The sequence below is a fragment of the Kitasatospora purpeofusca genome (genome assembly GCF_034043715.1).
GTDB lineage: Bacteria > Actinomycetota > Actinomycetes > Streptomycetales > Streptomycetaceae > Kitasatospora > Kitasatospora purpeofusca_A.
This window is the reverse complement of sequence record NZ_JAXCLC010000027.1, coordinates 76,258-100,475: the sequence shown is the minus strand read 5'-3', so window position 1 is coordinate 100,475 and position 24,218 is coordinate 76,258. Positions and strand designations below refer to the sequence as shown.

At 73.3% G+C, this 24,218-nt stretch carries 20 protein-coding genes; 6 read left to right on the top strand and 14 right to left on the bottom strand.

Features of this window, described 5'->3' with window-relative positions; genetic code table 11:
* Positions 1–162: 162 nt before the first annotated feature.
* The 12 genes from SM793_RS16420 to SM793_RS16365 form a co-directional block, all read right to left on the bottom strand.
* Positions 163–318, bottom strand: a complete 156-nt coding sequence (locus tag SM793_RS16420) for a hypothetical protein (protein ID WP_157855447.1) — start codon at positions 316–318, stop codon at positions 163–165.
* Positions 319–341: 23 nt separating this feature from the next.
* On the bottom strand, positions 342–878 hold the full coding sequence (locus SM793_RS16415; protein WP_320438918.1) for a hypothetical protein: 537 nt from the start codon (positions 876–878) through the stop codon (positions 342–344).
* Between the two features lie 137 nt (positions 879–1,015).
* Positions 1,016–1,507 (bottom strand): PhzA/PhzB family protein, encoded by a 492-nt coding sequence (locus SM793_RS16410; protein WP_320438917.1) that lies wholly within the window; start codon positions 1,505–1,507, stop codon positions 1,016–1,018.
* A 55-nt stretch (positions 1,508–1,562) separates the two neighbouring features.
* The gene (gene phzG, locus SM793_RS16405; RefSeq protein WP_320438916.1) at positions 1,563–2,258 is read right to left on the bottom strand and encodes a phenazine biosynthesis FMN-dependent oxidase PhzG; all 696 of its coding nucleotides are present in this window, start codon (positions 2,256–2,258) and stop codon (positions 1,563–1,565) included.
* Complete coding sequence (locus SM793_RS16400; protein ID WP_320438915.1) at positions 2,251–3,087, bottom strand: PhzF family phenazine biosynthesis isomerase; 837 nt, start codon at positions 3,085–3,087, stop codon at positions 2,251–2,253. Before SM793_RS16400 ends, phzG begins: the two co-directional genes overlap by 8 nt.
* A 321-nt stretch (positions 3,088–3,408) precedes the next feature.
* Positions 3,409–5,373 carry an anthranilate synthase family protein gene (locus SM793_RS16395; protein ID WP_320438914.1) on the bottom strand — a complete coding sequence of 655 codons (1,965 nt, stop codon included), beginning with the start codon at positions 5,371–5,373 and terminating at the stop codon, positions 3,409–3,411.
* A complete protein-coding gene (locus SM793_RS16390) occupies positions 5,370–5,993 on the bottom strand; it encodes an isochorismatase family protein (RefSeq protein ID WP_320438913.1) in 624 nt (207 codons plus the stop codon). Before SM793_RS16390 ends, SM793_RS16395 begins: the two co-directional genes overlap by 4 nt.
* 97 nt (positions 5,994–6,090) lie before the next feature.
* Positions 6,091–7,266 carry a 3-deoxy-7-phosphoheptulonate synthase gene (locus tag SM793_RS16385; protein ID WP_320438912.1) on the bottom strand — a complete coding sequence of 392 codons (1,176 nt, stop codon included), beginning with the start codon at positions 7,264–7,266 and terminating at the stop codon, positions 6,091–6,093.
* Positions 7,267–7,302: 36 nt separating this feature from the next.
* Positions 7,303–7,791, bottom strand: a complete 489-nt coding sequence (locus SM793_RS16380; RefSeq protein WP_266311902.1) for a PhzA/PhzB family protein — start codon at positions 7,789–7,791, stop codon at positions 7,303–7,305.
* A gap of 320 nt (positions 7,792–8,111) precedes the next feature.
* A complete protein-coding gene (locus SM793_RS16375; protein ID WP_320438911.1) occupies positions 8,112–9,377 on the bottom strand; it encodes an FAD-dependent oxidoreductase in 1,266 nt (421 codons plus the stop codon).
* Positions 9,377–9,700, bottom strand: coding sequence for a 2Fe-2S iron-sulfur cluster-binding protein (locus SM793_RS16370; RefSeq protein ID WP_320438910.1), 324 nt, complete (start codon positions 9,698–9,700; stop codon positions 9,377–9,379). Before SM793_RS16370 ends, SM793_RS16375 begins: the two co-directional genes overlap by 1 nt.
* Positions 9,701–9,950: 250 nt before the next feature.
* Positions 9,951–10,874: a LysR family transcriptional regulator gene (locus SM793_RS16365; protein WP_320438909.1), complete on the bottom strand. Its 924-nt coding sequence runs from the start codon at positions 10,872–10,874 to the stop codon at positions 9,951–9,953.
* Between the two features lie 248 nt (positions 10,875–11,122).
* On the opposite strand from SM793_RS16365, the gene SM793_RS16360 reads away from it, so the two are divergent.
* The 4 genes from SM793_RS16360 to cydC all read left to right on the top strand — a co-directional run bounded on the left by SM793_RS16360 (position 11,123) and on the right by cydC (position 17,290).
* Positions 11,123–12,418: a cytochrome ubiquinol oxidase subunit I gene (locus SM793_RS16360; RefSeq protein WP_320438908.1), complete on the top strand. Its 1,296-nt coding sequence runs from the start codon at positions 11,123–11,125 to the stop codon at positions 12,416–12,418.
* Positions 12,419–12,478: 60 nt separating this feature from the next.
* Complete coding sequence (locus SM793_RS16355) at positions 12,479–13,567, top strand: cytochrome d ubiquinol oxidase subunit II (RefSeq protein WP_320438907.1); 1,089 nt, start codon at positions 12,479–12,481, stop codon at positions 13,565–13,567.
* 82 nt (positions 13,568–13,649) lie between these two features.
* Positions 13,650–15,476, top strand: coding sequence for an ABC transporter ATP-binding protein/permease (locus SM793_RS16350; RefSeq protein ID WP_320438906.1), 1,827 nt, complete (start codon positions 13,650–13,652; stop codon positions 15,474–15,476).
* A 104-nt stretch (positions 15,477–15,580) separates the two neighbouring features.
* Positions 15,581–17,290 (top strand): thiol reductant ABC exporter subunit CydC, encoded by a 1,710-nt coding sequence (cydC, locus tag SM793_RS16345; protein WP_320438905.1) that lies wholly within the window; start codon positions 15,581–15,583, stop codon positions 17,288–17,290.
* Positions 17,291–17,376: 86 nt separating this feature from the next.
* On the opposite strand, the gene SM793_RS16340 is transcribed toward cydC, so the two are convergent.
* Positions 17,377–18,036, bottom strand: coding sequence for a DUF4097 family beta strand repeat-containing protein (locus SM793_RS16340; protein ID WP_320438904.1), 660 nt, complete (start codon positions 18,034–18,036; stop codon positions 17,377–17,379).
* A 237-nt stretch (positions 18,037–18,273) separates the two neighbouring features.
* On the opposite strand from SM793_RS16340, the gene SM793_RS16335 reads away from it, so the two are divergent.
* Both SM793_RS16335 and SM793_RS16330 read left to right on the top strand, forming a co-directional pair.
* Entirely contained in the window at positions 18,274–19,086 is an 813-nt protein-coding gene (locus tag SM793_RS16335; RefSeq protein WP_320438903.1) for a GbsR/MarR family transcriptional regulator, read from the top strand.
* 82 nt (positions 19,087–19,168) lie between these two features.
* The gene (locus tag SM793_RS16330) at positions 19,169–22,549 is read left to right on the top strand and encodes an SdrD B-like domain-containing protein (protein ID WP_320438902.1); all 3,381 of its coding nucleotides are present in this window, start codon (positions 19,169–19,171) and stop codon (positions 22,547–22,549) included.
* Between the two features lie 290 nt (positions 22,550–22,839).
* Here the strand turns inward: SM793_RS16330 and SM793_RS16325 are convergent, their stop codons facing one another.
* Positions 22,840–24,192, bottom strand: coding sequence for a macro domain-containing protein (locus SM793_RS16325; RefSeq protein WP_320438901.1), 1,353 nt, complete (start codon positions 24,190–24,192; stop codon positions 22,840–22,842).
* Between the last annotated feature and the right edge of the window lie 26 nt (positions 24,193–24,218).

Sequence of the window (24,218 nt, the reverse complement as noted above, 5' to 3'; positions counted from 1 at the left end):
GGGCGCGCCGCCGCGGCGGAGAGCCCCGGCCTTCTCGTCGGCGCCCCGGCCGCCGTGCGCGGCCGGTCCCGGAGCTCCCGCGGATCCGTTGACGGGCGGTGTTCCCGCCCGCCCGGCAATGGATCCGCGGGGTTGTCGCGCCGGGTCGGCACCGGCGGCCGGTCAGGACCGGCGGCGCAGCGCGATCTCGGTGAGTTCCTGGATGTCGAACTCCGAGCGGCCCGGTGTGCCGTAGCGGGTGATCTTGCCGCGGCTGACCCACTTGCGGATGGTCGCCTCCGAGACGCCCGCGGCGAGCGCGGCGACGTTCGTCGGCACGAGCCGGTGCCGGGGCGGCCGGGTCAGACGGCCGCCGTTCGCGGTTGGTCCAAGAGGTGCCGTAGCGTGAGCCATTCGCGTATCCCCCATGAATGTCCGGACGAGCAGCCGACGCTGGTCCGTCCCCCGTTGTGGTGCTGCGGTGAGGCGTCGATCGTCCCGGGGCAGCCGTCCACCACGCAGGCCCGGGTGGGCACCGCGCGGTCGCCGGCCTCGGGGTCGATCGCGTTGAGCAGTTCGAGCCGCAGGTCCTCGATCTCGTCGGCGAAGTCGGCGGCCGGCGGCTGCGCGGTGAGCCAGTCCAGGTGGCGTCCGAGGAACCGGGCCAGGTGCGGCACCGAGCGGATCACCGCGGTGGTGCCGAGCCGCTCGGCGGCGAAGCGCGACCAGGACTCCAGGATCGCCACGATGTTGTTGCGGGCGTCGATCGCGGACAGGTTCAGCCGGTCCCGGCGACGACTCCCGGAGACCCGGGTCGGGTTGCGCCGCCGGGGCTCGGTCTGGATGTGGTGCAGGCACTCCTGGTGCAGCTCCGGGAGGGCCCGCAGGGTGTGTTCCAACTGCCTGATGCACGGGCCGCAGAGGACGGACCCCGCGGCCGCGGGGACCTCCCGTCCGTGGTTCCTGGGACACGAGTGGAACTCCATCGAATCTCCTTCGTGCGCGCGTCCGGCACCCGGACTCCCTGCCCGACGGGTCAGTCGGTGGGAATCCAGTCCCGCCTGATGCGCGGGGTCTCGATACCGAGCGACTTCATGTGCTCGATCGGGTTGGTGTACTCGCGGCTGGCGGCGATGAGGCCGTCCCGGAGCGTGAATCCGTGGATGAAGTGGTTGCGGTAGTGGCCCTCCGGGTAGCCGGGGAAGCGGATGGTGCCCTCGCCTTCGCACTCGACCATGACCAGGCCCGGGTCCTGGGTCTCGTACAGGTGGACGTCGAACCACCGCCAGTCGGGCAGGACTTCGAGCGAGAGCTCGTTGTGCCGCTTGAGCTTCTCCCGGCCGGTGACGACGATCGGCCGGCCGATGTCGGTGTAGAAGAGCGCGGCGGTGCCGTCCTCGGTGTAGAGGGTGTAGCGGCGCAGCCGGGCCTCCGGGCCGGTCTCCAGGTACTGCTCGACGGCCCGGCGGTTGCGGGCGCGCAGGTCGTGCTGGTCGTGCTGGTCGGCGAAGATCTGTGGCGAGGTCATGACATCTCCTCGGGAGGTAGGGCCGGTCGGGGTGCGCGGCGGGCCGCGCGGGGGGTCAGGGCTGGAGCCGGCTGATCCCCCAGCCGTCGGCGGTGCGGTCGTAGCGCAGCCGCTCGTGCAGCCGGTCGGTGCCGTCGGCCCAGAACTCCAGCGCGTCGGGGACGAGTTCGAAGGCCACGTAGGACGCGGGCCGGGGCAGCGGCTGCCCCGGCCGGCCCAGCTCCAGCGCCTGCGCCCGCAGCTCCTCGAAGTGCTCGAGGTCCGCCACCGGGCGGCTCTGCCGGGACACCGTGGTCATCGGGTGGGTGAACACCGCCCTGGCCGCCCACAGCTCCTCCGCCGTGGCGTCGGGCAGCTGCCGCACCGGGCCGGCCAGCACGATCTGCTGGCTGGTCTCGCGCCAGTACAGGACCCCGGACGCCCACGGGTTCTCCGCCAGCTCCCGGCCCTTCTGGCTGTCGGCGTGGGTGGCGAAGACGATCCCGGTCTCGGTGATCCGGTTGATCACCAGGATCCGGGACGAACTGCGGCCCCGGGCGTCGGCGGTGGCCAGCGCGAGCGCGCGGGGCTCCCGCACCCCGTGCTCGACCGCGGCCGCCAGCCAGGAGTCCAGCAGGCCCATCGGCTCGGCCGGCGGGGTGCGGAACTCCGGGAACTCGAGCGCGACGGTCCCGCTCAGCGACTCGGACCGCTTCCGGTCGGCCGGTGCCGGCCGGACAGCCTGGACGGACTGGACGGACTGGTCAGACATGCAGCACTCCTTCGATGGTGACGACACCGTGGCCCGACACCTCGACGCTGTCGACGCGGTCGCCCTCTCCGTGCACCAGCGCGCCCATCGGCGAGGGGCGGCCGATCTCGACGCCCTGGGTGATCTCGATGCGACGCCCGTAGGCGCCCAGGCCGTGCCGGGCCAGGTGGATGGCGATGGGCCCGGCGGCGGAGCCGGTCGCGGCGTCCTCCACGACCCCGTACGCGGGCGAGAACATGCGGTTGCGCCAGGTGGTCCCGGAGCCGGCGATGCAGTTGGTGGCCATGTCCGGGAACCGGGCCAGCGCGCGGTGGTCCGGGTCAACCTTGGACAGCGCCTCGACGCTCTCGAAGCCGACCAGGACGTGCCGCGGGCCGTTGCGGTAGATCTCCACCGGCAGCGTCGACGCGCCCACCCCGAGCGCCCACAGCAGTTCCTCGGCCCGCTCGAACGGCTCCCAGACCGGCACCGGCTGGCGCATGCTGGTGGCGACGGTCCGGCCGTCCTCCCGCTCCAGGTCGAACGGGATGACGCCCATCGCGGTCTCGATCCGCAGGCTGTCGGCCTCGGTGTGCCCGCCCAGCGCGATCGCCGTGCCGAGCAACGGGTGCCCGGCGAAGGGGAGTTCGTTCACCGGGGTGAAGATCCGCACATGGTGGTCCCCGCCCTGCTTGGGGGTGAGGACGAAGGTGCTCTCGGAGAGGTTCATCTCCCGGGCGATGCGCTGCATCTGCTCGCCGGACAGGTCGTCGGCCCCGAAGAAGACCGCCACCGGGTTGCCGGTGAGGGGCCGGCGCGCGAACGCGTCGACGACGACGTACTTGTGCATGGGTCCTCCCGCTCTCGTCGTTTCTCGTCATTGGGACTGCGGGCCGCGGCTCGGCGGCGGGGATGTGCCGCACCTCGGCGCCGGGGCGCACGGGTGGGCCCCGGCCGGAGCACGCGGGTGCGCCTCGTTCGGACAGCGCGGGTGCGCCTCGTTCGGACAGCGCGGGTGCGCCTCGTTCGGACAGCGCGGTGCGCCGGGCCGCGCGCCGGATCGCGACGCGGCCACGGGCAGGGGGAGCCGGACCGGCACTCACGGGGGAGAGCGCCGGCCCGGCGGTCCTGGGGCGGCCCGGCCGCCCGGCGGTGCCGGGCGGCGGGCGGCTCAGGCGGGGTCGGGGACCCGCGCCGGACCGAGCAGTCCGGACAGGGCGGTGGCCACGATCCGCGGCCCCTCCCTGGTGAGGACGGACTCGGGGTGGAACTGGAGCGAGGCGAAGCCGGGACCGCGCAGCGCGTGGACCTCTCCGCTCTCCGGGTCCCGGCTCACCAGGACCCGGCCCACGCCCTCGGCGGTGAACTCCGCCGCCTCGGCGACCAGGGCGAAGGTGTTGTAGAACCCGACCCGCTCGGCCCCGCCGAACAGGTCGATCTCCTTCTGCACGCCCTGGTTGGGCACCGCACGGCGGCGGATCGGCAGCCCGAGCCGCAGTCCGAGCAGCTGGTGGCTGAGGCACACCGCGAGGAACGGCCGGCGCTCGGCCAGCAGGGTGTCGAGCGCCGCCCGCAGATGGCGCATCTTGGGATGCGCGGCCTCCTGCGGATCGCCCGGCCCCGGCCCCATCACGACCAGGTCGTGGCCCTCGAAGGCGTACTCCTCGTCGAACCGGCGGACCGTGACCCGCAGGCCCAGGGAGCGCAGCTCCTGGTCGATCATCGAGGTGAAGGTGTCCTCCGCGTCGATCACCAGCACGCTGCGCCCGGCCAGTTCGGGCCGGGAGGAGAGCCGGGACGCGGTGTCGGCGAGCCAGAAGTCGGCGATGGAGTCGTTGCGCGACTCCAGCGCCCTGAGCACGCTCGGGTGGCCGGCGAAACGCTGCTGCTGCCCGCCGTCGAGCGCGGCGACCAGCCCGGCCGCCTTGGCCCGGGTCTCCGCCGCCTCCGACGCCGGGTCGGAGTGCCGCACGATGGTGGAGCCCACGGCGATGCCGATCCGCCCCTGCTCGGAGATGTCCGCGGTGCGGATCAGGATCGCGGTGTCCATGACCCGCTCCCCCGCCGCGTCTCGGCCGATCAGCGCGGCCACCCCGCTGTAGTAGCCGCGGCCGCCCGGCTCGTACCGGTGGATGATCCGGCAGGCGCTCTCCACCGGGCTGCCCGTCACGGTGGGCGCGAACATCGTCTCGCGCAGGATGTCCCGCACGTCGCGATCGGTCCGGCCCTCGATCAGGTACTCGGTGTGCGCGAGCCGGGCCATCTCCTTGAGGTAGGGACCCACCGCCCGGCCGCCGTCCGGGCAGATCCGGGCCATCATCTTGAGTTCCTCGTCGAGCACCATGTAGAGCTCGTCGGTCTCCTTGCGGTCCGCCAGGAACTCCAGCACGCCGGCGAGGGTCGGCCCGGACGGCGGGTAGCGGTAGGTGCCGCTGATCGGGTTCATCACCGCGGTGCCGTCGCGGAGGCTGACGTGCCGCTCCGGCGAGGCGCCGACCAGGGTCCGTTCCCCGGTGTGCACCAGGAAGGTCCAGTAGGCGCCGCTCTCGCGCTCCAGCAGCCGGCGGAACAGCGCCGGCGCGCTCAGCGGCCCGAAGTCGGTGATGTCGGCGACGAAGGTGCGCTTGATGACGAAGTTCGCGCCCTCGCCGGTGCCGATCATCTCCTTGACGATGCGGCCCACGACCTCGCCGTACGCCTCGTCGTCGACGTCGAAGGCACCGCCGGCCAGCGGCGTCGGCACGTCCGGGATCCGGGCCAGCGCCCGTTCCAGCGGCAGCCGCTGCTGGCCGGTGACGGTCATCGCCACCAGCGGGGTCCCGTCGTCGGCGGCCTCGAAGCCGCGCTCGGCGAGCTGCCGGTAGGGGACCACCACGAGCACCTCGTGCCGGTCCCCGACGACGGGCGGTGCGGCGGCGGCCGCCTCCGCACCGGGCAGCGGGATGTCGGCCAGCGTGGCGGGCAGCGCGACCGAGCCGGTCAGCACCTCCACCACCGGACCGGTCCCGCCGGCCGCACCGGGCCGGTGCAGCAGCGCGAAGGCCTCCGGCCGGCCCGCCAGCACCTCGGCGAGCAGGTCGGGACCGCTGTCGGCACCACTGTCGGGCCCGGGTGTCCCGGGCAGGTCGCGGGTCATCCGAACAGCCCCTTGACGGTGGTGACCCGGGCACACCGCTCGGCGGCGTACTTCAGCGCGGACCGGTGGTACTCGGCGGAGAAGTCCGCCGTGGCGTCGGCGACGAGGAACACCTGGATGTCGTTGGTGAAGGCCTCGATCGCGGTGGCCAGCACGCCCACGTGGGCGTAGACGCCGCACAGCACGAGCTGGTCGCGGCGGGTGTCGCGCATCCGCTCCAGCAGGTCGGTCCGGAAGAAGGCGCTGTAGCGCCACTTGGTGAGCAGCCAGTCCTGCGGGGCCGGCGCCAGCGCGTCGACCACCTGGCGGTCCTCCGGGGCGGGGCGCATGCCGGGGCCCCAGAAGTCCTTGAGGAGGCCGCGCTGCTCGTCGGTCATGCCGCCCGGCTGGGCGGTGTAGGCGACCGGGATGCCCAGGCCGGCGCAGCGGTCGCGCAACCGCGCCGCGTTGCCGACGAGTTCGTTCCTGGTGCTCTCGGGGATGGACTCGAGGAAGTACCGCTGCATGTCGTGGACGAGGAGGACCGCGCGGTCCGCCTCGGCGGTCCAGGACACGGTGGCCGGCGGCAGCTCGCCCTCGGCCGGTAACGGGTACGACTGGATGGGGGGTATGCCGGTCATGGCTCCGGTTCTTTGCTTGATGCGCGGGCGTGAGTGGGGCGCGCAGAGCGGGGCGGAGGACGTGGCGCGGAGGAGTGGCGCGGGGACGGCCGACCGGTCAGACGGTCCAGGCCGACACCACGTCGACGGCCTGGGCCGGGTTGAGCCGGGGGTCGCAGCACGAGGTGTACCGCTCGCCGACGGAGCCGAGGTCGGCCTCGGTCGAGGCGCACTCGGTCACGTCGTCCGGAGTGGTCTCCAGGTGCAGCCCGCCGGCCACGCCGCCCGCGCCGCGCACGGCCTCGACGAACCGCGACACCTCCAGCGCCACCGTCTCCACCAGGCGCGTCTTGTACCCGCCGGGCGCCGTGACGGTGTTGCCGTGCACCGGGTCGCTGAGCCAGACCACGGGGTGGCCCGCGCCGCGGACCGCGTCGACGAGCTTCGGCAGCCGGTCCGCCACGTTCTCGGCGCCCATCCGCGCGATGAGCGTGAGCCGGCCCGGATCGCGCCACGGGTCGAGCTTCTCGCACAGTGCGAGCAGTTCGTCCGGCTCCATGCCGGGGCCGACCTTGCACGCCACCGGGTTGGCCACCTGCGACAGCAGTGCGACGTGGGCGCCCTCGACCTGCCGGGTGCGCTCGCCGATCCACGGCCAGTGTGTGGAGCCGAGGAACAGCCGGCCCTTGTCGTCGACGCGCAGCATCGGCATCTCGTAGTCGAGCAGCAGTGCCTCGTGGCTGGTCCACACGAGGGGCTCGACCACGTCGCGGCCGGCCGCGCGGTCGCGCCAGCCGAGGTGCTCGACGATGTCACCGGCCGCCATGTAGCCGGTGAGGATGCGCAGCGGATCGGGCCGGCGGACCTCCGGGTCGGGCTCCGGTCCATTCACCATGTGCCCGCGGAAAACCGGAAGTTCGACCCCGTCGATGACTTCGGTGGGCTTGGAACGGGGCTTGGCGAACTGCCCCGCGATACGGCCCGCGCGCAGGACCGGCTTTCCGGTCCGCAGACCGAGCGTTCCCGCGAGCAGGTCGAGCAGCGCGGACTTCCGCGCCACCTGTTGACGTGTGCATTCCTGCGGATCCTCGGCGCAGTCCCCGGACTGCAGCACGAGCGCTTCTCCGAGCGCGACTTTTCCCAGCAGGGTTCGCAAGGTCGCAAGGTCGTCCGGCTGGACCAGGGCGGGACGAGAGGCCAGTGCCTCGCCCACCCGATTGACCTGGGGTAGGTCGCTCCATTCGGGTTGTTGCAACGCCCCGCGGATACGAATCTCCCGTATAACGTCTTCCACGACGTACTCCGATCCGGCGGTCTAATTATTGATTTTTCAGGTGGGTATTCCGGTCCGCTTGATCTCCGGAACGGGAATACCCAGGGCGCGCAGCTGCTGGAACGGATTCATGAACTCCCGCTGCAGCGTGATCCGCCCGTTCTCCAGTTCGAACGAGTGGATGAAGTGGTTCTCGTACCAGCCCTCGGGATAATCGCCGAAGAGGATCTTCCCGCGGCCGTCGCACTCGACCCAGAAGCGGTTCGGATCCTGGGTCTCGAAGATCTCGACGTTGTACCACTCCCAGTCCGGGAAGCACTTGAGCGACCAGACGGCGTGCTCGCCGAGGCGGTCCCGGCCGTGCGTGGCCACCGGGGACCCGGTGTCGGTGGTCCACAGGCCGCCCACGCCGTCCTCGGTGAAGAGCTCGTGCCGGCTCAGCCGGTCCTGGCCGAGGGTCTTCATGTACCGCTCGACGACGGCCCGGTTGAGGCGGCGCAGCTCGGCCTCGTCGGTGAATCCCTGCGGGCTGACGGATTCAGGCACGGTGTATCCCCTGTTTGTTATTCGGGCGAGTGAATGAGCAAGCAAGCGATCTTGTTTGAATCCTGCCTCACCGGCAGATGTTTCCGCAACAGCGGCTTATGAACTAACTGTGAAGGTTCGGGCCCGGCGGGCCCGCCCCGGGCATGGCCGAAAACCGTCCGGGGATAAAAAAACGGTTGTTCTTCGGCCGCACTTTTGAAAGCAGTGGGGCCAATGTTTTCGGAATCCTTTGTTCCGTTGCCGGGCGCCCGCGCCGAGGTGCGGCGGCGCGGGCGCGGTCCGGGCGCGGTCCGGCGAGTATCGGCCAACCGGACGTCCGGTCAGCCCACGGGCACGGCGGGCTCCCCCCGGTGGCTCGCGAGGTGGCCCCGGAGCGTGAAGCCGGGCGTGGCGGCCTCGACCGGGTTCAGCGGCACCCCCCGGTCCAGCAGCTGCCGGGACGCGAGGTGGTCGCTGGGCCGGTTGACCGACTCCACCGCCTGCAGCTCGCCGCCCCGGAACAGCAGCACCGAGAAGGCGTCCGGGTCCTCGCCGACCACCACCTCCGTGTCGTGGCCCTCGTCCAGGCCGGCGATCTGCACGGTCGTCGCGAACTGGTCGCTCCAGAACCACGGCAGCTCGCGGTAGCCCCGGCTCTCGCCGGTCAGCCGCGCGGCCACCAGCTCGGCGTGCCCCACCGCGTTCTGCACGGACTCCAGCCGCAGCCGGTTGCCCGAGCGCACCTGCGGGAACGCCGCGCAGTCGCCGATCGCCGAGATGTGCGGATCACTGGTCAGCAGGTGGGCGTCGACCACGATGCCGCCGCTCACCCGCAGCCCGGCCGCGGCCGCGAGTCCGGTCCGCGGGATCACCCCGATCCCCGCCAGCACCAGGTCGGCCGGCAGCCGGGCGCCGTCGGCCAGCTCCACCGCCGCGACCGCGCCCCGCTCGTCGCCGTGCAGGGCGGCGACCCCCTGGCCGAAGACCAGCCGGGAGCCCTCCCGCCGGTGCAGCCGGGTGAAGTGCTCGGCCGTGCGGGCCGAGACCACCCTGGCCAGCGGGCGGTCGAGGGCCTCGACCACCGTCACCTCGCACCCCGCCCCGCGGGCCGCCGCGGCGAACTCCAGGCCGATGAACCCGGCCCCGACCACCACCGCGCGCCGGGCCTTCCCGAGCGAGGCGCGCAGGGCGGCGGCGTCCTGCGCGGTGCGCAGGGTGTGCACACCGCGCAGCCCGGCCCCCGGTACGCCGAGCGTCCGCGGGGTCGCCCCGGTGGCCAGTACCAGGTGGCCGTACTCGTACACCGAGCCGTCGGCCAGCCGGACCGTGCGGGCGGCCGGGTCGACCGCCGTCACCGAACCCGCGACCAGCTCGATCGACTGGCGCGCGTAGTAGCTCACCGGCCGCAGCCAGAGCTGTGCCTCGTCCGCCTCCCCCTTGAGGTAGGCCTTGGACAGTGGCGGTTTCTCGTAGGGGAGCTCGTCCTCGGCGTCGATGAGGACGAGCCGTCCGCGGTAGCCGTGCTCACGCAGCGAGGCCGCCGTCTGGTAGCCGCCCTGGCCGGCGCCGACGACGACGACCGGGTCGGGGTGGGATCCCTCGGCCATCACTTCTGCCGCTCGGGCAGGTGCACGATCAGGCCGTCCAGCGCCTCGGTCACCGTGAGCTGGCAGCTCAGGCGGCTGTTGGGGCGGCGCGGGCAGGCGGTGAAGTCCAGCATGTCGTTCTCGTCCGGGCGGATCGGCTCCGGCTTGTCGAGCGTCGACTCGTCGACGTAGACGTGGCAGGTGGCGCACTGCAGATTCCCGCCGCACTGGGCGACGATGCCGTCGATGTCGTTGAAGACGGCCCCGCGCATGACGCTGGTGCCGGCCGGGACGTCGATCGTGCGCTCGGCCGCGTCCACGGCGACATACGTGATCTTGGGCATGACGGAACTCCTCGATGGCGCCCGGGCGCGCGCACATGGGCACGTCGGCACAGGGCACCGGTCAAGTGGGTGAATGGAGGGAGGACGGCGCCGCCGGTGGTTGCCGCAGGAAACGTCGATCCTGCCAACCCGCCATCTCATACCGGCCATTCGGACACGCGAAGCCCTCGGCCAGGACACGGCAGCGCTTTTGAGCGTAGCAAAGGAGTCCGGGGCACGCCAGGATCGATCTTCGGGGCGCCGACGAGGCTCAGACCGACTCCCGGCCCACTTGCGGATCGGGCCGACGGTGCGTCATGAGCGGCCTGCTGATCGTGAATTCACGGAACCGGCGGGCCGCCTCGGACTGGTAGGCGTCCCGGTTCCAGACCAGGTTGAGCACCCGGTAGCAGTTCGGCGCGGCCACGTGCACCCAGGCCACCGGGACGTGCGAGTCGGTGCCCGCCAGCCGGGACATCGCCGGGATCAGGCCGATACCGAGCCCGGTGCTGATCATGTCCTGGCTGGCCCCCGGCTCGTCACCCTCGCAGGACAGCCTCGGAGTGAGCCCCTCGGTGGCGAACAGCCGCTCCAGCAGGGCGCGTTGCCAGTTGCCCCGGCGGGTGGTGACGAACGGCTCGTCGGCGATCTCGGCGATCGTCACGCTCTCCCGGCCGTCCAGCCAGTGCCCGCGCGGGACGGCCAGCAGCACCTCCTCCCGCAGCAGCTCGACCGAGTCCAGGTTGGCGGCGGTCAGCGGCTGCGAGGCGACGCAGAAGTCCACCTCGCCGGCCCGCAGCTGCCGGTCCATCTCCTCGACGTTCGACTGGAAGAGCCGCACCTCGGCCCCGGGGAAGGCGGCCCGGAAGCTGCCCATCAGATGGGCGACGGTCAGCAGCGTCTCGGAGGCGACACCGACCCGGCCGAGCCCGGTCTCCCTGGCCTCGCGCAGCGCCCGGCGCCCGTCGTCGAGTTCGCTCAGCGCCCGGTCGACGTGCCGCAGGAACACCGCGCCGTACTGGTTGAGCCGGATCCGCCGGCCCTGCCGGTCGAAGAGCGGCGAGCCCAGCTCGGCCTCCAGCCGGGCGATGGTGCGGCTGAGCGAGGGCTGGGCGACGTTCAGCTCCTCGGCGGCCCGGCTGATGTGCTCGAAACGGGCGACGGCCTGGAAGTGGCGCAGTTGCAGCAAATCCACGGTTCACCTCTGCTCATGTCCAACGAGTCATCCATACATAGCAAAACCGGTCTTGGAAGGCATAAGCAATCCTCGCCTAACGTCAGCGGCGGGGTTCGTCGCGCAGGTGGCGGGCAGCGATGCCCGCCACCTGCACACGCGAGCGAGGAACCCTCCCCTTCCCAGCGTCCGCTCCCCGCGTCCGCTTCCCCGACACCCTCATCCGTCCGCCGACCCGGAGGCCAACCGCCCCCCAGGAAGGTCGCATCATGAGCGCTGCGGATCTGGCCCGACTCCAGTTCGCGGCCACCACCAGCGTGCACTGGCTGTTCGTCATCCTCACCATGGGGCTGGTCCCCATCGTGGCGATCATGCACACCCGGGCCGCGTACACCCGCGACCTCGCCAAACGCGCGGTCCGGGAGCGCATGACTCGCTTCTGGGGCCAGCTCTACGTCATCAACTACGCGGTCGGCATCGTGACCGGCCTCGTCATGGAGTTCCAGTTCGGCCTCAGCTGGAGCGGACTGAGCAAGTTCGCGGGCAATGTCTTCGGCGCGCCACTGGCCCTGGAGACCCTGATCGCCTTCTTCGCCGAGTCCACCTTCCTCGGCATGTGGATCTTCGGCTGGGGCCGGATGCGGCGCAGTGTGCACGTCGCGCTGATCTGGCTGGTCGCGCTGACCGCCTACCTCTCGGCGTTCTGGATCCTGGTCGCCAACGGCTTCCTCCAGCACCCGGTGGGCTACGAGGTCCGCGACGGCGTCGCCTACCTGACCGACTTCTGGGCCCTGGTCACCAACGCCAACGCCCAGGTGGCCCTCGCCCACATCGCGCTGGCCGCGCTCACCACCGGCGGCATCTTCGTGGCCGGCATCAGCGCCTGGCACTTCGCCAAGGGCACCAAGGAGACCGAGCTCTTCCGGAGCTCGCTGCGCCTGGGCGTCTGGGTGAGCATGCTCTCCTCCTTCTTCGTCATCATCGTGGGCAACCTCCAGGTCCCGGTGATCGAGCGGACCCAGCCGGTCAAGGCCGCCATCCTGAGCGGCGGCGACCTCGCCGCGGCGCAGGCCCAGGAGGTCGCCCGACACGGTCCCGGGGACTACCTGCCCTGGACCTCCTGGGTGAAGAACTCGATGGACCTGATGACCATCCTCGGCAACACGGTCTCGACCATCACCTTCATCGCCGTCTTCCTGCTGCTGAAGGACCTGCTGGTACGCAAGCGCTGGCTCGCCTACCTGATGACCGCGATCATCCCGCTGCCGTTCATCGCCTCCGTCGGCGGCTGGGTGGTGCGCGAGATCGGCCGCCAGCCGTGGCTCGTCTACGGCCAGTTGACCGTCGACGACGCCGTCTCGAACGTCGGCAAGGGCTCCCTGATCGTGTCCTGCGCGGTGTTCGTCGCCATCTTCCTCGCCCTCGCGGTGACCAACTGGACGCTGATCACCCGCTTCGCCCGCCGCGGCCCGGACGGCGCCCAGCTCGGCGCCGGCGACCCGCTGCCCGACGACGTGCCCGGTGCGGGCGGTGCCGACGAGAAGCAGCCGGTCCCGGCCTTCTGAGCGGGCCGACCGCTCCCGCACCGAGACGAACTCCTCTGATGTGACGGAAGGTTGGGCTAAATGAGCCTGGAGACTTTCTGGCTGGCCCTCCTCGGCCTGCTGCTCGCCGGCTACTTCGTACTGGGCGGCTACGACTACGGCGCCCAGATGCTGTCCCCGTTCCTCCGCTCCGCCGACGCGGCGCCCCGACCGGACGCCGGCGCTGGCCCCGGCCCCGGACCGGATGCCGGACCGGATGCCGGACCGGATGCCGGACCGGGCGGGCGGAACGCCGCGCTCGACGCGATCGCGCCGTTCTTCCTCGGCAACGAGGTCTGGCTGGTCGCCTTCGCCGGGGTGATGTTCGGCGCCTTCCCGCACCTGGAGGGCAGCCTGCTGTCCGGCCTCTACCCGCTGATCGTGGCGATCCTGGCTGGCCTGGTGCTCGGCAACGCCGCCATCCAGCTGCGCGGCCGCTCCCGCGGCCCGCGGGCGGCCAAGGTGTGGAACGCCCTGGTGGTCCTCGGCGGCGTACTGCCCGCCGTGTGCTGGGGCATCGTGGTCGGACTGCTGCTGCACGGCGTGCCCCGCCGGGCGGACGGCTCCTTCCACATCGGCGCCGGCGAGGTGTTCGGGCCGTTCGCGCTGACCTGCGGGGTGGCCACCGCCCTGCTCTTCGCCGGGCACGGCGCGGCCTTCGTCGCGCTCCGCTCGGAGCCCGCGACCGCCGCCACCGCACGGCTGCTGGGCGCCAAGCTGCTCGCCGCGGCGGGTGCCGCCGGAGGCCTGGCGCTGCTGCTCTCGCTGTTCGGGGCCGGGGCCTCGATGACCAGGACGGGGACCTCGGTGGTCCTGTTCGCCCTGATCGTGGCGGCCCTCGCGGCCGGGTGGTGGTACCTCGGCCAGGGCCTCGACACGCTCGCCTTCACCGCCACCTGCCTGGCGACCGCGCTGCCGGTGCTGCTGATCGGGGCCGGCCAGTACCCCTACCTGCTGTCGGCCTCCGCCGGCGGCGGGATCACCGTCGACGACGCCGTCGCCGACGGGGCCACGCTGAAGGTGCTGATCGGGTTCGGCGTGGTGGTCGTCCCGCTGATCCTGCTCTACCAGGGCTGGAGCTGGTGGGCGTTCCGCGGCCGGACCGGCCGGCGCCACCCCAGCTACTTCTGACCGACCGCCGTCGGCCGGCAGCCCACCGCGGCTGCCGGCCGGCGGCGTCCGACCGCCTGGCGGACCACGGAAGGACCACGGGATGAAGCCGGCCGAACGCCGCCTGCGGCGCGAGATCCCGGCGCTCCGGCGCCACTTGACCAGCTCCACCGCACTCGCCCTGCTGGGCGCCGGGCTCGTCCTCGGCCAGGCCGAACTGCTGGCCGGCCTGCTCGCCGACGGCTTCGCCGGGCGCGGCCGGTGGACCGGCCCGCTCGTCGCGCTCGGCGCCGTCCTCGCCCTGCGCGCCCTGCTGGCCTGGGGCCGGGGCGCCCTCGCCCAGCGCGCCGCCGCCGCGACCAAGCGGGAACTGCGCGACCGCCTCACCGCCCACCTGCGGGACACCGGCCCCCGGCGGCTGGCCGCCGGCCGGCACGGCGAGACCGCCACCCTGCTCACCCGCGGCCTCGACGCCCTGGACCCCTATCTCACGGGCTACCTGCCCACCATGGCCGCCACCGCCGTCGTCCCGCTGGTGGTGGTCGTCCGGCTCGGCCTCGCCGACTGGACCTCCGCACTGATCGTGGTGGTCACCCTTCCGCTGATCCCGGTGTTCGGCGCGCTCGTCGGCCTGCACACCGCCCAGCGCACCGCCCGGCAGTGGCGGCTGCTGGCCCGGCTGGGCGGCCACTTCCTGGACGTCGTCGCCGGGCTGCCCACCCTGCGCGCGTTCGGCCGTGAGCGGCACCAGGCCGCGGTGGTGCGGGAGATGGCCGACGCGCACCGGCGGGCCACCATGCGCACCCTGCGGGTCGCCTTCCTCTCCTCCCTCGTCCTGGAGACGGTCGCCACCCTGTCGGTGGCGCTGGTCGCCGTCCCGGTCGGCCTGCGGCTGCTGGACGGCGCGCTCGACCTGCGCACCGCCCTGGTCGTGCTCTTCCTCGCGCCGGAGGCCTATCTGCCGCTGCGCGCGGCGGGCGCGGCCTTCCACGACAGCGCCGAGGGCATCGCGGTGGCCGAGCGGGTCTTCGCGCTCCTGGACGAGGACCGCGCGGACGGCGCGGGCCGCACGGACGGCGCGGGCGACGCGGACGGCGCGGGCGACGCGGACGGCGCGCGCGACCCGGACTCCGCCACCGCACCGAGCGCCCGGCTCCTGGTCAAGGCCCCGGCCCCGACCCCCGACCCGGCGCCCGGCCCGGCGCCCGTCCCCGAGGCCCGCGCCGCGCGGCTGCGCCTCGACGGCGTCACCGTCCACCACCCCGACCGCGCCGAACCCGCCCTCGCCGACGTCTCGCTCACCGTCCACCCCGGCGAGCACCTGGCCCTGATCGGCCCGAGCGGCGCGGGCAAGTCCACCCTGCTCGCCCTCCTCCTCGGCTTCGTCACCCCCGGCGCGGGCCGGGTCCTGGTCGACGGCACCGACCTCGCCGCGCTCGACCCCGACGCCTGGCTCGCCCAGGTGGCCTGGGTCCCGCAGCGCCCGCACCTGTTCGCCACCTCCGTCGCCGACAACATCCGCCTCGGCCGCCCGGACGCCACCGACGCCGAGGTCCGGGCCGCCGCCCGGGCCGCCTGCGCCGACGGCTTCATAGCGGCACTGCCGCAGGGCTACGACACCGTCCTCGGCGAGCACGGCGCCGGGCTCTCCGCCGGCCAGCGCCAGCGCACCGCCCTGGCCCGCGCCTTCCTCAAGGACGCGCCCGTCCTGCTGCTCGACGAGCCCACCGCCCACCTGGACCCGGAGAGCGAGGCCGCCGTCACCCGGGCCACCGCCGAGCTGATGCGCGGACGCACCGCGATCGTGGTCGCCCACCGGACCGGCCTGCTGCCGCACGCCGACCGGATCCTCACCGTCCGGGCCGGGACCGTCGGCCCCGCGCCGTCCCGCCCGGCCGCCGCGGACCTCACCGGGCTGGTCCGCTCATGACCCGCCCGGCCCCCACGGCTGCCCTCAGTACGGCTGCCCTCGGCACGGACGCCCACCCCCCGGCCGGCCTCCCCGCGCCCCGCCCGCTCGCCACCGGAGCTCCGATGCCCGACCCCGCCGCCCCCGGCTCCCACCCCACCCTCCGGCTGCTGCGCCAGTTGCTGCCGCACTGGCGCCGGCTGCTGCCCGCCGTGCTCGCCGCCACCGGCAGCGAACTCAGCGGCGCCGCGCTGATGGCCACCGCCGCCTGGCTGATCACCCGCGCCGCCGAACAGCCGCCGATCGCCGCCGTCGCCGTCGCGATCGTCGCCGTCCGCGCCCTCGCCCTCGGCCGGGGCACCCTGCGCTACGCCGACCGCCTGCTCGGGCACGACGGCGTGCTGCGCGCCGTGGCCGACTTCCGCGCCGGGGTGTACGAGGCGCTCGTCCCGCTCGCCCCGGCCGGCACCCCCGCCTTCCGCGGCGGCGACCTGCTGACCCGCCTGGTCGACGACGTCGACGCCGCACAGGACCTGCTGCTGCGGGTGCTGATCCCGGTCACCGCCGCCGTCCTGGTCGCGGCGGCCGCCGCCGGCACCGCGCTGGCACTGCTCCCGCCGGCCGGGCTGCTGCTCGGCCTGCTGCTCGTCCTCGCCGGGCTCGTGGTGCCCGCCCTGGTGCTCACGCTGTCCCGCCGGGACGGCCGCGCCGAGAAGGCCGCGCGGGCCGAACTCGCCGCACTCACCGTCGACCTGACCCGCGGTGCGGCCGACCTCGCCGCGTACGGCGCCCGGGGCCGCGCCCACGCGCGGACCTCGGCGGCCACCGCCCGGATCGCCGCCCTGGAGGAGCGCCGGGCGCTCACCACCTCGCTCGCCTCCGCCGTGGTCCTGCTGCTCCAGGCGGCGGCCACGGTCGGGGTCACCTGGCTCGGCCTGCGCGCGCACGCCGACGGCCGGCTGCCCGCCGTCCAGCTCACCGTCCTGGCGGTGCTCGCCCTGGTCTCCTTCGACGCCCTCGCCGGCCTGCCCACCGCCGCCCGCCGGCTGGCCGACGTCTGGGCCTCCGCCCGCCGCCTCGCCGACCTGATGGACACCCCGCTGCCGGTCACCGACCCGGCCGACCCGGCCCCGCTCCCCCTCGACGGACCGCTCGGCGTGGAGATCACCGGCCTGCGGGTGCGGCACCGCCCCGACGGCCCGGCCGTCCTCGACGGTGTGAGCCTGCGGCTGCCGCCCGGCCACCGGGTCGCCCTGGTCGGCGCCAGCGGCTCCGGCAAGTCCACCCTGATCGCGGCGCTGATGCGGTTCCTCCCCTACGAGGGCGGCAGCATCCGGGTCGGCGGGCGGGAGCTGCGGGACTGCGCGGGCGCCGACGTCCGCCGGGTGATCACCGGCATGACCCAGGACGCCCACGTCTTCCACACCACCGTCCGGGCCAATCTGCGGCTGGCCCGCCCCGACGCCACCGACGAGGAGCTCCGCGACGCGGCCCGCCGGGCCCGGCTGCTCGACTGGATCGACTCCCTCCCCGAGGGCTGGGAGACCATGCTCGGCGGGGACGGTGCCACCGTCTCCGGCGGTCAGCGCCGAAGGCTGCTGCTCGCCCGCGCACTGCTCGCGGACCCGCCGGTGCTGGTCCTGGACGAGCCGACCGAGGGCCTCGACCCGGACACCGCCGCCGCCGTCCTCGCCGACGTCCTCGACGCGACCCGCGGCCGCACCACGCTGCTGGTCACCCACGACCACGCCGCCCTGGACGCCGTCGACGAGGTGTTCACCCTCGCCGCCGGCCGGCTCGTGCCGGCCGCCGCTCCGGCCGCGGCCGCGTCCTGACCCGCCCCGCCCGCCGGGGGGCGGGTGGGGCGCCGCCGGCGGCACCCGGCTCCCGCGCACACCCGGGCACCGCGCACCCGGGCCGGTCACAGGCTCCGGGCGGCGATGTCGCCGTAGGAGGTGGTGGCGCGGATGTCGAGGACCGCGGCGCCGTCGTTGCGCAGGCTGTTGCTGATCCGGCCGTGGCCGGTACCGGCGTCCAGGGCCGCGGAGACCCCGGCCGCGGCGGCCACCTCGATGTCGCCGGACTCGGTGCGGAGCACCAGCGCGCCGCGCACCGCCTGGGCGATCCGGATGGCGCCCCGGGAGGTGCTGATCTCGGCCGGGCCGTTGAGCCGGCCGACCTCGACGTCGCCGTCGACCGCGGTGAGCCGCACGCTGTCGGCCTCGTCGATCTTGATCCGGCGGTAGGCGCCCTCGACGACGACGTCACCGAGGCGGCCGACGGCCCGCAGCTCGGTGCTCTCGGAGGTCACCTCGATCCGGGAGCCGACGGGCACCTGGAGGGTGACCTCCACGGCGCCGGCGCCGGCCAGCCGGCCGCCGGGCACGGTGTTGATCCGCAGGACGCCGTCCTGGAAACCGACGACGGTCTGCTCGGCGGTCCGGACGTCGCGGCCGCGGCCGGACTCGGCCGGCAGCACCTCGACGGTGGCGTCGGCGCGGTCGGCGGCGATCACCTGGACCCGGCCGGCCGGCAGGTCGACGACGGCGGTGATCGGGGCGGTGGTGGCGAACTTCTCCATGATGCTGCTCTCCTGTTGGTCGCTGTGGTCCCGCTGCTTTCTGACATCACGAACGCTACGTTGCGTTCGCCTATCCATCAATAGCCTTGTTGCGCAGAACTGCCATTCCCGCAGGTGGAAGCCCAGATATCGTTGCAACGAATCTACTTTCAACGCAACGTCAGCACGTCCGGTCGTTGCATTGACGGTGCATGAACGCTATGCTGCGAGCCGGAGACGACACGAAGGGAGACCGCGGTGCCGGGAGGCAGACTCACCCAGCAGGAACGCCAGCAGATCGCATTGGGGGTGGCCGACGGCCTCGCCTACGCGGAGATCGCCAGGCGCCTCGACCGCCCCACCTCGACGGTCACCCGCGAGGTGATGCGCAACGGCGGCCCCACCGCCTACCGCGCCGACGTGGCCCACCGCGCCACCGAGCGCCGCGCCCACCGGAGCCGGCAGGCCGCCCCCCGCGGACCGCAGCCGACCGAGCCGGCCGCCCACGGGCGCGATCCGGAGGCCGTGCGCGCGTACGAGGAGGTGTTCACCGCCCTGGTGATGCAGCAGGGCCTGCCCAGGATGATGGCCCGGGTCCTGACCTGCGTGTTCACCACCGACGAGGGCAGCGTCACCGCGGCCGAACTCGTCCAGCGCCTCCAGGTGAGCCCGGCGTCCGTCTCCAAGGCGATCGCGTTCCTGGAGGCCCACGGCCTCGTCCGCCGCGAACGCGACGAGCGCCGCCGCGAGCGCTATGTCGTCGACGGCGACGTCTGGTACCAGTCGATGATCGCCGCCGCCCAGGCCCACGCCCGGTTCGCCGAGACCGCCCGGGAGGGCGTCGACGTCCTCGGCACCGGCACCCCGGCGGCCGTTCGCCTGGAGAACATCGCGCGCTTCATGGACTTCGTCGGCGAGAGCATCAGCCGCGCCGCCGAGCAGGCCCGCGACGTCCTCCACACCGGCGCGAACCCGGCCTCGGCCCCGGCCTCGAACCCGGTGTCCGACCCGAGGTCCGGCCTGGCCACCGACCCGCCCTCCGACCCGATCGACTCGAACGGTGGGATCTGACGTTCGTCCTACAAGGTGAAACGCCGTCACCTGCCCTCGCGTCGCCCGGTCGTGTGATGAACGGTCGGATCAACTGTCCGGTATGCGTATTCCCTTCCGGACCGGGCGGATCGCCTCGGTTCTCGCCCTCCTAGGAGGAACCCTCCTGGGCAGTGGCCTGATCGCCCCACCGGCGCAGGCCGCGATCTCCTTCACCAAGAGCGTGGACAAGGCGACCGCCTCCCCGGGGGAGAACGTCACCTACACCCTCCGGTACACGTGCTCGATCAACGAGTGCACCGGCGGCCAGATCCTCGACACCCTGCCCTCGAACATGCAGTTCGTCGGCTGGACCCCCGACCCCTCCTCGGTCGACCAGGCCGCCTCCACCGTGCCCGCGACGGGCGCGATGGGCGGCACGATGGACATCAAGCTGCAGAACCTCAGCCCCGGCACCACCGCCACCATCACGGTGGTCATGAAGTACCCCAACTTCTCCACCCCCAACGGCGCCACCTCCACCAACTCGGCCACCATGAGCGCCACCGGTGAGACCTCGCAGAACGCGAGCGCCAACACCCAGGCCGAGGTCCAGCCGCAGTACACGGTGACCAAGGGCATCCAGACCAGCAGCCAGGACGGGCGCACCGTCACCTACCAGTTCAGCTCCTGCGCCACCGACAACGTGCCCAACGTCGACCTGGACACCAGCCGCCTGCTCGACACCCTGCCGCCCGGCGCGGTGGTCGACACCGGCCGCTCGCCCGGCTGGGCCCAGGTCGCCCCCGGCCCCAACACCTGGGGCTTCGACATCGGCCCGTTCGTCTCCGGCAACGGCCGCGGCGGCTGCCGCACCCCCGGCGCGCTGGTCGTGTACTACCCGGAGGCCGACTTCCCCAGCGGCACCACCTCCACCAACAACGTGGACCTGCTGGGTGACCCGCTCGGCGCCGACCCCGAGACCACGCTGGACTCCGCCAGTGCCACCACCGGCCAGTTCCAGCCCCCGGCCACCGGCGTCGTGGTGACCGCCAGCAAGGTGTGGCGCGACACCGTCGTCTCCGGTGACATCAACAGCTTCAGCCTGTCGGCCACCAACACCTCCGGCCCGGCCACCAGCCTCACCATCACCGACCCGGGCGCCGGCACCACCGAGGGCCTCTACAACTGGATCTTCCCCCAGTCCCTCCAGCTGGAGGCCTGGAACCCCACCAGCATCCAGCTGACCCTCCAGTACCGGCTCAACGGTGACCCGACCTGGCTGACCTTCACCCCGGGCACCGCGCTCAACGGCGCCACCGCCCGCCGGATCACCTTCGAGGAGGGCGCCGGTGACCCCGCCAACGACATCCTCGGCATCCCCGCCGGCCGCTGGCTCGACGGCCTCCAGTTCGTCTGGAACGGCCCCATCCCCACCGGCTGGAGCCCCGGCAACGCGGTCCAGCTGGTCACCCAGGTCGCCACTCCCGGCCACGACGGGCGCGCCGCCCCCGTCCCGCTGACCAACTGTGTCGACACCTCCGCGACCGACGGCACCAACAACGCCACCGCCAACGCCTGCGCCAGCACCACCATCACCGAGGCCACCAACCTCGGCGCGGCCAAGACCACCGTCGCCGGCGAGCTGTCCGCCCCCGGCGGCAGGGCCACCTTCCAGGTCATCCCCTACAACCGCAGCGCCCACGACCTGGACCGCCCGCTCGTCCTGTTCGACCTGCTGCCGCCCGGCGTCGTCTACATCGACGGCTCCGCCCGGCCGGACCCGAACTACCCCGACGCCAAGGCCCCCGAGTCGATCACCGTCACCCCCGGCCCCGACGGCCGCCAGCTGCTGAAGATGCAGTGGCCGGCCGGCGCGCCCGACTCGACCTACCTGCACGACCAGCTGGCCTACCGGATGCTCTTCGACGTCCAGGTCGCCAGCAGCATCCGCTCCGGTGAGCTGACCAACGACGTCTACGTCACCGTCGACCAGCCGACCAGCCCGGTCGCCTGCCTGTTCTCCGGCTCCGACAGCGGCAGCACCCCGGACGTGCTCGACCTCAACGGCAACGGCAACACCACCGAGCTGCTCTGCCACGCCTCCTCCAACATCCTGGTGGACGTGCCGAGCGTGCTGCGCTCGTTCAAGGAGGTGAAGGGCGACCTCGACTCCGACTACGTGAGCATCGGGAGCACCACCCCCGGCGGTCGCATCTCCTACCGGATGACCGTCCGCAACGACTCGCCGGACCCGGTCACCGACTTCATCGCCTACGACAAGCTGCCCGCCCCGGGCGACAACTACGTCCTCACCCAGGACGCGCAGCGCGGCAGCACCTGGATGCCCTCGCTCAGCGAGCCGATCGTCAGCAGCGACCCGAGCGTGGTGATCGAGTACACCACCGACCCCAACCCCTGTGTCGAGAGCGTGCTCGTCGACCGGACGGGCTGCAACCCGAACGCGGTCTGGACCACCGCCTTCCCCGCCCCGGGGACGGCGACCTGGTTCCGCGTCCACCGCGCCGGCGCCGTGGCCTCAGGGGAGTCGTTCACCCTGACCTGGCCGATGATCGCCCCGTTCGACGCGCCGGACACCGAGTACGCGTGGAACAGCTTCGCCTTCACCGCCACCGACAACGAGGGCCGGCAGCTGCTGCCCGCCGAGCCGGCCAAGGTCGGCGTGGCGGTGAAGCAGGTCACCGAGCCGAACAACGCGATCGGTGACTTCGTCTGGGTCGACAAGGACGGCTCCGGCATCCAGAAGCCCGGCGACACCGGCGTCCCCGGCGTCAAGGTCAACCTCCTCGACGGCAACGGCCAGCCGGTCCGTGACAAGGACGGCCAACCGGTCACCACCACCACCGACGCCAACGGCCTCTACCTCTTCGACAAGCTCCCCGACGGCACCTACCAGGTGCAGTTCGACCTCACCACCCTCCCCCAGGGCGCCAAGGTCACCGTCCGGGCAGCCGGCACCGACCCCACCAAGGACTCCGACGCCGACCCCACCACCGGCGTGACCCAGTCCGTCACCGTCTCCGGCGGCCAGCGCGACCTCGACCTCGACATGGGCATCGTCCTCCAGAGCTCGTCCCCGTCGCCGTCGCCGTCCCCGACGTCCTCGCCGTCGCCGACCTCCTCGCCGAGCCCGACCTCCTCGCCGAGCCCGACGTCCTCGCCGTCGCCCACCTCTTCGCCCAGCCCGACCGCCTCGCCCTCGCCGACGTCCTCGCCCTCGCCGACCGCCTCGCCGTCGCCGACCGCGTCCCCGACGTCCTCGTCCCCGTCCGCCACCTCCCCGTCCGCCACGACCACGACCACCGCGTCCACGGTCCCGAGCCCGACCCACCGGCCGACCCACCACAAGCCGACCGGTGAGCCGCTGCCGAACACCGGCAGCCCGGCCGCCGACGGCCTGATCGCGGCGCTCGGCGGCCTCGCCGTCCTCGGCGGCCTGCTCCTGTGCCTGGTCGCCTACCGCCGCCCGGGACGGCACAGCTGATCCACCGGTGAACAACTGAACAGCAGCACCACCAGTGGCGTCGCCCCCCCGGGCGGCGCCACTGGCGCGTCCGCCCGCGACCGGAACGGCGGTGGGCACCGCTTCGGAAGCGGGCCGGAAGCGGCGGCGTCTTTCCCCGGAAGCGGCCGGACTGGTGTGCTGTCACCCGGAGGCGGGGCGGACCGCGACCACGCAGGGGGACGGCGAGGTCCGCTCCCGCCCACCACCCCGGCGGGAGGAGCAGCATGCGAAGGCGCAGGCCGCGGAACGCCGCCGTACCGGCCCGGTCGTCAACCCCGCCCGTACGGGTCCCGCAGGAAGCGCTCCAGCTCCAGCAGGTCCGTGCGGCGCAGATCGTCCGGGTGCACGACGAGCCGCAGCTCGGGCGCGACCGGGGTGCCGTCCGCACAGGCCCGGACGAAGGACTCCACGATCATCCTGGCGAGCCGGCCCCGGTCGAGGTCCACGATCCGCGCGAGGCCGGAGCCGAGCATCGGCACCGCGACCGGGCGGTACCGCCCGTGCAGGGCGACCGCCTCCCAGAGCCGGTCCAGGGCCGACCCGAGGTGCTCCGGACGCGACCGGGCCACCATGTCGTTGCCCAGCCGCGAGTACGCGGTCGCGAAGACCTGCCGGCGGCCGTGCGGCACCGCCACCGTGGTCCCGATCGGATAGCGCAGTCGGCGCCCGCGGGGCTTGTCCCGGCTCCGCTCCCGTTCGACCGCCGACACCGGCCTCAACGCCCGCTCCAGCTCGGCGTCCAGCCGCTCGCTGCGACCGTCGAACAGCCGTTCAACGAGCTGCCCCTGGATGCTCGACCGGCTGATCACGACGTCCTGGTCGATCTCGGTGTCGAAGGTGTCGGTGAAGCCCGCCACCAGGTTGGCGTCCTCCTGGTCGAAGAGGTCGCCGCAGACCACCACGACCTCGACCGCCCGGTCGGGCAGTGCGGCGCGCAGCAGTTCGTCGTCCCAGCGGCCGCGCAGCCTGGTGCGCAGCCGGCCGAGTTCGGAAACCCAGGACGGGTCGTCCGGACGTTCCCGGACCGCCGCCTCGGCGACCGGCAGCGCGAGCTCCGGCCGGCCGAGTCTGACCCGGCAGGAGATCAACTCTCGGCGGGCGGTGTCCTGGAGGCCGGTGAGCCGGCGGATCAGAGGTTCGGCGAACTCCTCGTCGGCGGCCTCGGCCAGCGGTCTGCCCCGGACCATGCCCAGCGCCTCCTCCAGTTGCCAGGCCGCCATCGCCGGTCCGACCCGGAAGGACTCGTTGACCAGTTCGGTGAAGCGGGCGCAGTCGAGCTCCGCCGGCGCGAGGCTGAGCCGGTAGGCGGTTTCCGAGCCGCGCGCGGTCGACAGCTGCTCGGTGCGCAGGAGCCGCGCACCGGACACCGGGTCGCCCCCGCTGAATGCGCGCCGCAGTTCGACCACCCTCTTGTGCACCTCGTTGCGGCCCCGTGCGCCCTGGCCCGGGAGGTCGGCCTGCCCGCCCCAGACGTCCCGGCGCAGCCGGTGGACCGGCACCGCCTCGCCGTCCGCCGCCACCAGCCGGACCAGCAACCGCCTGGTCAGCGGGGTGAGCCGGACCGGCACCCCGTCGGACTCCACCCGCACCGGCCCCAGCACGCTCACCCGGACACCCGTCATCGGAACCCCCACCTGCCTCGGGCGCG

Excerpts from the sequence above, each read along its gene's own strand:
- SM793_RS16410 (WP_320438917.1), bottom strand. The coding sequence starts at position 1,507 with ATGACCTCGCCACAGATCTTCGCCGACCAGCACGACCAGCACGACCTG.
- phzG (WP_320438916.1), bottom strand. The coding sequence starts at position 2,258 with ATGTCTGACCAGTCCGTCCAGTCCGTCCAGGCTGTCCGGCCGGCACCG.
- SM793_RS16400 (WP_320438915.1), bottom strand. The coding sequence starts at position 3,087 with ATGCACAAGTACGTCGTCGTCGACGCGTTCGCGCGCCGGCCCCTCACC.
- SM793_RS16395 (WP_320438914.1), bottom strand. The coding sequence starts at position 5,373 with ATGACCCGCGACCTGCCCGGGACACCCGGGCCCGACAGTGGTGCCGAC.
- SM793_RS16390 (WP_320438913.1), bottom strand. The coding sequence starts at position 5,993 with ATGACCGGCATACCCCCCATCCAGTCGTACCCGTTACCGGCCGAGGGC.
- SM793_RS16375 (WP_320438911.1), bottom strand. The coding sequence starts at position 9,377 with ATGGCCGAGGGATCCCACCCCGACCCGGTCGTCGTCGTCGGCGCCGGC.
- SM793_RS16370 (WP_320438910.1), bottom strand. The coding sequence starts at position 9,700 with ATGCCCAAGATCACGTATGTCGCCGTGGACGCGGCCGAGCGCACGATC.
- SM793_RS16360 (WP_320438908.1), top strand. The coding sequence starts at position 11,123 with ATGAGCGCTGCGGATCTGGCCCGACTCCAGTTCGCGGCCACCACCAGC.
- SM793_RS16355 (WP_320438907.1), top strand. The coding sequence starts at position 12,479 with ATGAGCCTGGAGACTTTCTGGCTGGCCCTCCTCGGCCTGCTGCTCGCC.
- SM793_RS16350 (WP_320438906.1), top strand. The coding sequence starts at position 13,650 with ATGAAGCCGGCCGAACGCCGCCTGCGGCGCGAGATCCCGGCGCTCCGG.
- cydC (WP_320438905.1), top strand. The coding sequence starts at position 15,581 with ATGCCCGACCCCGCCGCCCCCGGCTCCCACCCCACCCTCCGGCTGCTG.
- SM793_RS16340 (WP_320438904.1), bottom strand. The coding sequence starts at position 18,036 with ATGGAGAAGTTCGCCACCACCGCCCCGATCACCGCCGTCGTCGACCTG.
- SM793_RS16330 (WP_320438902.1), top strand. The coding sequence starts at position 19,169 with ATGCGTATTCCCTTCCGGACCGGGCGGATCGCCTCGGTTCTCGCCCTC.
- SM793_RS16325 (WP_320438901.1), bottom strand. The coding sequence starts at position 24,192 with ATGACGGGTGTCCGGGTGAGCGTGCTGGGGCCGGTGCGGGTGGAGTCC.